Consider the following 6013-nt stretch of genomic DNA (forward strand, 5'->3'; position numbering starts at 1 on the left):
GAGCGGCTCGACCTGCAGGTGACGCTCACGGTGGAGGGCACGCTGCCGGCCGTGGAGGCCGCGGCCGCGGATGAGGCGATCCAGGTCCAGGTCGAGTCGGAAGTAATCAGCCAGATGCCGAAGCTGGCGCTGGTGGTGCCAGCCCATCTGGCGCCGCTGGCGCTGGACCATGCTGAGCTGCTCGGCCGCGCCGCCTTCCCCGTCCATGCCTGCTCGCTTCTGGAAGGCGTCACCATCGATTCGCTGGATACCGTGGTCCATCAGCTCGAAGCGTTCGGCGCGCTGGGCCGGCCAGAGGAGCGGCTGCTGGAGGCGGTGCTGCCCTGTCGTGATGCGCTGGGCCGGCCGACCGACAATCCGACCACGCTAGCCCGCGACCTGGACCTGCTGGCGACTGCGGTGCGCCGCTCGGGCGTGGATTTCCGCCGGATCGCGCTCTCGCCCGCCTGCGACCTGAAGTCGACCACGCCAGGCGGCATCTGGCCGGCGGCACCGTCCTTCGAGGCTATCCTGGCCGGGGCCAGGGCGGCCTTTCCCGCCTGTGAGATCGGCGGCGGCTTCTACGGCAGCTTCACCGAGCTCAACCGCAAGCGGCCGCCGCAGGGCCGGTTCGACTTCCTGGGCCACGCCATCTTCCCGACCGTGCATGCCGGCGACGACCTGTCGGTGACCGAGGGGCTGGAGGCCCTGCCCTCGCTGCTGCGCTCCGCGCGCGCGATCCTGGGCGAGGCGACGCCCTATTTGCTCTACCCAACCGCCATCTCGATGCGGCACAACCCGTATGGCGCGATGCCGGCGGAGAACCCGAAGCAGGGCCGCACTGCCATGGCCAGGGTCGACCCGCGCGACCGGGCGCTGCTGGGTGCTGCCTGGTATGCGGGCCTGCTCGCCCATGCCGCGCAGGGCGGCCTGGACACGCTGTGCTTGGCCGCGGCGGTGGGTCCATCCGGGATCGTCACCGCGCGCCAGCCGCACCCGCAGCCCTGGTTCGACAGGCATCTGGGTTCGGTCACCCCTGCCTGGCACGTGCTGGCCGGCCATGCCGCGATTGCGGGGGCTAGCCTGCGGCACGCCCGTTCGGCGGCGCCCTCGGCCGTCCAGGCTCTGGCAGGGGAGACCGCGGACGGTCTGGTGGTGTGGCTGTGCAACCTGACCGGCGAGCCGCTTCAGGTCCGGCTGGGCGGGCTGGCGGCCGGCCCGGCGGAGCTGGCGGTCCTGGATGCGGCCGCCTTCGAGCATGCCTGCCAGGACACGAATTTCCTGGCCGTTAGCGCCGTGCCGCTGCCGCCGGGCGATCTGCGCCTGGATGCCTATGCCGTGGCAAGGATCATGGTCAGGCGCTGAGGCGGCGGGCGTTGGCCCTGGCCCGGCGCCGAAACGGCGTCTGCATCGCGTTCGCGGTGCGGGTCATGACCCGCTGGATCTCGCGCGTGAGCTCATGATCGGCGCGCTGTGCCGCAGCGAAGTCAAAGCTGAGCGCGCGCTGCCACCACCAGCGCTGCCAGGCCATGGCGAGCGCAGGGGTCGCGAGCATCGCCTTTCCCGATGCCTCGCTCATCGCGGCGAGCTTCTCGGTGACCATCAGCATGGTCTCCGGGTCCTTTGCGACGCCATGCGGATCGGCGGCCATCCGGCCGAGCCTGGCCATGATCGTCGTCCCGGATGCGGTCAGCAGCGCCGTGAGATTGGTGAGGTCGCGCACTCGACCGGCCATGCCTGGAACTCCTGTGGTGATGTGCTAACGCCTCAGCTCGACTCCGGGAGCGCGCGGCTCCGGAACCGCGGGATCGACTCCGAGTTCCCGACGGTACCCCGGTAGGAGTGAAGGACGGGAGGGAGCGAATGAGGCTGAGAGCGGGGGCTGCCCTGGCGGCGGCAGCCATGCTGGCGAGTGCGGCCGCCATCGGAGCGGTCGCCTGGCGGATACCGCCGAACACCCCAGTCCGGCAAGCCGCCTTGCCGCCGCCGCCAGCACTCAAGGCCGAGCGCTATCTGGCCCTCACCATGTACCACGAGGCGCGCGGCCAGGGAGCCGAGGCGATGCGCGCCGTCGGCTGGGTGGTCCTGAACCGCACGCGCGACCCCGACTTTCCCGACGGTATCCGCGAGGTCGTGGTCGAGCCGACCCGGTCGGGCAAGTGCCAGTTCGGCTGGGCCTGCGGCGACCTGAGCGAACCGCCGGCCGAGCCGGACGCATGGCGGCAGGCCGAAACGTTGGCGGGCGAGCTCCTGTTCCAGCCAAGCCGCGATCCGACGGCAGGCGCGCTCTGGTTCTGGGAATCCTGGCGCCAGCGGCCGGGCTGGCTGGGACCGGACGTGCGTGAGACGCTGGAAGTGGGCGGCCACAGCTTCTTCGCGCCGCGCGACGTGAGCTGACCCGAGGGGTGCTGGCTGGCCGCCTTGCCCGCCCGGCATCGCCATCCTAGGCTTTGCCGCATCCGCCCCTCGCACCCAGGCTGCCATCGATGATCCCCATCCGCGCCGGCTTCACCGACCTGATCGGCAACACGCCGCTGGTCCGGCTGCGGGGGCCCTCGGAGCGCACCGGCTGCGAGATCCTGGGCAAGTGCGAGTTCATGAACCCGGGCGGCTCGATCAAGGACCGCGCGGCACTCGCGATCATCGAGGATGCGGAAGCCAGGGGCCAGATCCGCCCGGGCGGGATCATCGTCGAGGGTACCGCGGGCAATACCGGGATCGGCCTGGCCCACGTCGCCTCGGCGCGCGGCTACCGGACCGTGATCGTGATCCCGGAAACCCAGAGCCAGGAGAAGATGGACGCGCTGCGGCTGGCGGGTGCGGACCTGCGGCCGGTGCCGGCGGTGCCCTACAAGGACCCGAACAACTATGTGAAGCTGTCCGGTCGGCTCGCCGAGGAGCTGGCGGCCTCGCACCCGCAGGGCGCGCTCTGGGCCAACCAGTTCGACAATGTCGCGAACCGGCAGGGGCACTACCGCACGACCGGCCCGGAGATCTGGCAGCAGACCGGCGGCCGGATCGACGCCTTCACCTGTGCCGTCGGCACGGGCGGGACGCTTGCCGGGGTGGCGGACTATCTGAAGGAGCAGAACCCGGACGTCCGCATCGTGCTGGCAGACCCGATGGGTGCGGCCCTGTATTCCTGGATCAAGACCGGCGAGCTCAAGAGCAGCGGCAGCTCGATCACGGAGGGGATTGGCCAGGGCCGGGTGACCCGGAACCTGGAGGGCGCGCCGATCGACGACGCCCTGCAGATCACCGACGACGAGGCCCTGCCGATCCTGTTCGCGCTGGGCCAGGAGGAAGGGCTGGTCTTGGGCGGCTCCTCGGCGATCAACGTCACCGCCGCCATCAGGGTGGGCGAGGCATTGGGCCCCGGCCATACCGTGGTGACCGTGCTGTGCGACGGCGGTGCTCGCTATCAGTCCAAGCTCTACAACCCCGCCTTCCTGCGTGCGAAGAACCTGCCCTTGCCGCCATGGATACCCGAAGGAGTCGAGCGATGAGCGCCCTGCCAGCACTCGTATCGGTCGATTGGCTGATCCGGCACCAGGGCGACCCGGACGTCCGCATCCTGGATGCCTCGTTCTACCTGCCGAACCAGAACCGCGACGCCCACGCCGAATATCGCGAGCGGCACCTACCGGGTGCGGCGTTCTTCGATGTCGAGGTCATCGCCGATCCTGCCAGCGACCTGCCGCACATGCTGCCCTCCCCGGAGCAGTTCGGCCGGCAGGTGGGCGAGCTCGGCATCGACAATGCCGACCGCGTGGTGGTCTATGACACCAACCGGTTCCTGGCATCGGCCCGGGCTTGGTGGATGTTCCGGACGATGGGCCACCAGGACGTGATGGTCCTAGATGGCGGCCTCGCGGCCTGGCAGGCGGCGGGCCAGAAGCTGGAATCCGGCGAGGTCCGGCTGCCGGTCAGGCGGTTCGTGGCGCGATTTCGGCCGGATCTGGTCCTGGACCTGGACGGGGTGCGGACCATCCTGGAGGACGGCAGCACCCAGATCATCGATGTCCGCTCGCCCGGCCGGTTCCGCGGAGCGGAGCCTGAGCCGCGCGCCGGCCTGCGTGCGGGCCACATGCCCGGTGCCGTCAACCTGCCTTACGGGGAGCTGATCGACACGGACGGCCGCCTCCTGTCGAACGACCGGCTGCAGATGGCGCTGGAGGGTGCCGGGATCGATCTGCGCCTGCCGGTCGCCGCGAGCTGCGGCTCGGGCGTGTCGGCCGCGATACTGGCGCTTGCGGCCTACCAGCTCGGCAAGGAGGACCTCGCCGTCTATGACGGGTCCTGGACGGAATGGGGCGGCCGCCAGGACACCCCGATCGTCACGGAATGACCGGCGCCTGGGGGGCAGCGTCCATCGGCAGGTGGCCGGTCAGGCGCGGGTCAGGGTCCAGGTCGAGGGCGAAGCGGTAGGGCACGAAGCCGGAGCGCCGGTAGAAGTCCAGCGCCGAACGGTGGTCGTAGTTACAGGTATGGACCCAGAAGCGGCGGATCGGCTGGCGGAACGCCAGCGTGATCGCCTGCTCCATCAGCCAGCGGCCGGCACGGCTGCCGATCAAGGCATCCGTCAGCCCGAAATAGACCAGCTCCACCTCGCCGGGCTTGCGGAAGTCGAGCTCCAGCAGCCCTTCCGGGCTGCCAGCCAGCTCGACCACCCGCACCTCCACACCCGGATCGTGGATGACCGCGGCCAGTTGCTCGTCGGAAAGGAGCCGCCGGCCATACCAGAGCCAGGGTTCCCCGACCTTGGCGAACAGCGCCCGGTACCAGCCGAGCTCCGGCCGCTCGACATGGCGCAGGGTCAAGCCCTCCGGTGCCGGGACCTCCCGCGGCGCCGGCCGCTCGGTCATCTCCAGGCACACCACCACCGAGGGCAGCATGCCCTTGGGCAGGAGATAGAAGCCTGGCTCCAGCTCCAGCTCGGTCATGGCTCCTCCAGCTCGATCACCTGGCCATCGAAGGCCGGCCGGACATGGTCTGGCAGCCGCACGCACCAGGTGGCGAAGTCGACCTCGTGGTTCATGTGGGTGAACCAGGCCCGCTCCGGGCGGAGCCGGTCGATCCAGCCCATGGTCCGCTCCAGATGGGCATGGGTCGGGTGCGGGCGCTCGCGCAGGCAATCGACGATCCAGTAGCGCACGCCCGCCAGCGCGGCAAAGGCGTCCTCGTCCAGCCAGTCCACGTCGGTGGAATAGGCGAAGTCGCCGATCCTAAAGCCCCAGCTCTCGCCTTTGCCGTGACGCTGGCGGAACGGCACTAGCTTGGTGGCGCCGATCCTAAACGGCCCATCGAATGCCCTGGGCTCCAGCGAGGGACGCCAGAACCCGCCGCTCGGGTGGCGGTCGGGATGAAACGCATAGTCGAACCGGCTGCGGATCTGGCCCAGCACCTCGGCATGGCCATAGGCCGGCAGCTGCGCGTCCATGGCGTTGTTGACGCCGCGGATGTCGTCGATGCCATGGATGTGGTCGGCGTGGGCATGGGTGAAAACCAGTGCGTCCAGCCGGTCCACATCGGCGCCGAGCAGCTGCATGCGTAGGTCTGGGCCACAGTCGAACAGGATCAGACTGCCCCGGTCCTCGACCAGGAGCGAAGCGCGCAGCCGCTTGTTCTTCGGGTCGGTGGAGCGGCAGACCGGGCAGCGGCAGCCGATCTGCGGCACGCCCGACGAGGTGCCGCAGCCAAGCACGGTGATCCTCATGCGGCGGGCTTGATCCGTGGGAACAGCCGCTCGGCGTTGGCTGTGGTCACCCGCTCGACCTCGGCCATGGTGAGGCCCAGCACCTCGGCGAGCTTGGCCGCCACATGGGCGACATAGGCTGGCTCGTTCGGCCTGCCGCGCTTGGGCACCGGGGCGAGATAAGGTGCGTCAGTCTCCAGCACCAGCGCGTCCAGCGGCATCTGGCGGACCGTGTCGCGGATCAGGTCGCTCCTGGGAAAGGTCAGGATCCCGCCGATGCCCAGATGCAGGCCCATGGTCACCGCCCGCTCGGCCAAGCGCCGGGAGGACGAGTAGCAG

General features: G+C 70.1%; 7 protein-coding genes and 1 pseudogene. 4 read left to right on the forward strand and 4 right to left on the reverse strand.

The window, feature by feature from the left end; all coding sequences use genetic code 11:
- Positions 1 to 1344, forward strand: a pseudogene (locus tag EQG76_RS01980) (hypothetical protein); the annotation flags it as partial.
- On the opposite strand, the gene EQG76_RS01985 reads toward EQG76_RS01980, so the two are convergent.
- Positions 1334 to 1714 (reverse strand): hypothetical protein, encoded by a 381-nt coding sequence (locus EQG76_RS01985; RefSeq protein WP_159710133.1) that lies wholly within the window; start codon positions 1712 to 1714, stop codon positions 1334 to 1336. The pseudogene EQG76_RS01980 and the gene EQG76_RS01985 overlap by 11 nt on opposite strands.
- Before the next feature lie 128 nt (positions 1715 to 1842).
- On the opposite strand from EQG76_RS01985, the gene EQG76_RS01990 reads away from it, so the two are divergent.
- The 3 genes from EQG76_RS01990 (at position 1843) to sseA (ending at position 4327) form a co-directional block, all read left to right on the forward strand.
- Positions 1843 to 2376, forward strand: a complete 534-nt coding sequence (locus EQG76_RS01990; protein ID WP_159710135.1) for a cell wall hydrolase — start codon at positions 1843 to 1845, stop codon at positions 2374 to 2376.
- A gap of 89 nt (positions 2377 to 2465) precedes the next feature.
- Complete coding sequence (locus tag EQG76_RS01995; protein WP_200840484.1) at positions 2466 to 3485, forward strand: cysteine synthase A; 1020 nt, start codon at positions 2466 to 2468, stop codon at positions 3483 to 3485.
- Complete coding sequence (gene sseA, locus EQG76_RS02000; RefSeq protein ID WP_159710137.1) at positions 3482 to 4327, forward strand: 3-mercaptopyruvate sulfurtransferase; 846 nt, start codon at positions 3482 to 3484, stop codon at positions 4325 to 4327. Before EQG76_RS01995 ends, sseA begins: the two co-directional genes overlap by 4 nt.
- On the opposite strand, the gene EQG76_RS02005 is transcribed toward sseA, so the two are convergent.
- The 3 genes from EQG76_RS02005 to EQG76_RS02015 all read right to left on the reverse strand — a co-directional run.
- Complete coding sequence (locus tag EQG76_RS02005; protein WP_235031160.1) at positions 4317 to 4922, reverse strand: GNAT family N-acetyltransferase; 606 nt, start codon at positions 4920 to 4922, stop codon at positions 4317 to 4319. The genes sseA and EQG76_RS02005 overlap by 11 nt on opposite strands.
- Complete coding sequence (locus tag EQG76_RS02010; RefSeq protein WP_159710139.1) at positions 4919 to 5695, reverse strand: MBL fold metallo-hydrolase; 777 nt, start codon at positions 5693 to 5695, stop codon at positions 4919 to 4921. The genes EQG76_RS02005 and EQG76_RS02010 overlap by 4 nt, the downstream gene beginning before the upstream one ends.
- Positions 5692 to 6013, reverse strand: a 322-nt coding sequence (locus EQG76_RS02015) for a TatD family hydrolase (RefSeq protein WP_200840485.1), incomplete at its 5' end; no start/stop codon positions are given. The genes EQG76_RS02015 and EQG76_RS02010, both read right to left, overlap by 4 nt.

Origin of the sequence: Geminicoccus flavidas, from assembly GCF_009806515.1 — a bacterium.
Lineage (GTDB): Bacteria > Pseudomonadota > Alphaproteobacteria > Geminicoccales > Geminicoccaceae > Geminicoccus > Geminicoccus flavidus.

Excerpts from the sequence above, each read along its gene's own strand:
- EQG76_RS01985 (WP_159710133.1), bottom strand. The coding sequence starts at position 1,714 with ATGGCCGGTCGAGTGCGCGACCTCACCAATCTCACGGCGCTGCTGACC.
- sseA (WP_159710137.1), top strand. The coding sequence starts at position 3,482 with ATGAGCGCCCTGCCAGCACTCGTATCGGTCGATTGGCTGATCCGGCAC.
- EQG76_RS01995 (WP_200840484.1), top strand. The coding sequence starts at position 2,466 with ATGATCCCCATCCGCGCCGGCTTCACCGACCTGATCGGCAACACGCCG.
- EQG76_RS02010 (WP_159710139.1), bottom strand. The coding sequence starts at position 5,695 with ATGAGGATCACCGTGCTTGGCTGCGGCACCTCGTCGGGCGTGCCGCAG.
- EQG76_RS02005 (WP_235031160.1), bottom strand. The coding sequence starts at position 4,922 with ATGACCGAGCTGGAGCTGGAGCCAGGCTTCTATCTCCTGCCCAAGGGC.
- EQG76_RS01990 (WP_159710135.1), top strand. The coding sequence starts at position 1,843 with ATGAGGCTGAGAGCGGGGGCTGCCCTGGCGGCGGCAGCCATGCTGGCG.